Source organism: Cobetia sp. SIMBA_158 (genome assembly GCF_046566945.1).
GTDB lineage: Bacteria > Pseudomonadota > Gammaproteobacteria > Pseudomonadales > Halomonadaceae > Cobetia > Cobetia amphilecti.
The window spans coordinates 1-277 of record NZ_JAWJYL010000284.1 but is presented as its reverse complement, the minus strand read 5'-3'; the positions used below and the strand labels follow the sequence as shown (position 1 = coordinate 277).

Genomic DNA, 277 nt, shown 5'->3' with positions numbered 1-277 from the left:
ATGGTGAATACTCTGAAGGTGACGGCGAAACAGTTAACGTTGACTTCAACAAAGGGTTTGCACTGGGTGACAATGGTTACTTAAACACAACGATTAACTACCGTGACCGTGCGCCAACTAATCGTGCAGGTTTGCATGGTTCATGTCAGTTTTACGGCTGTGAAGAACTTAGCGATGGTACGTTGTTGGCCGGCGATCCGCGTGAATTAACAGCTGATCGTAACACATTTAGAATCGGTGACGCTGATTCACAACAGTTTGGCTTAACGGTAAATAC

The 277-nt window shown here is 45.5% G+C and carries 1 protein-coding gene; it reads left to right on the top strand.

Annotated features, from left to right (window positions below; translation table 11 throughout):
• On the top strand, positions 1-277 hold a 277-nt coding region (locus tag R2R70_RS19985), incomplete at both ends, for a hypothetical protein (protein WP_410978897.1).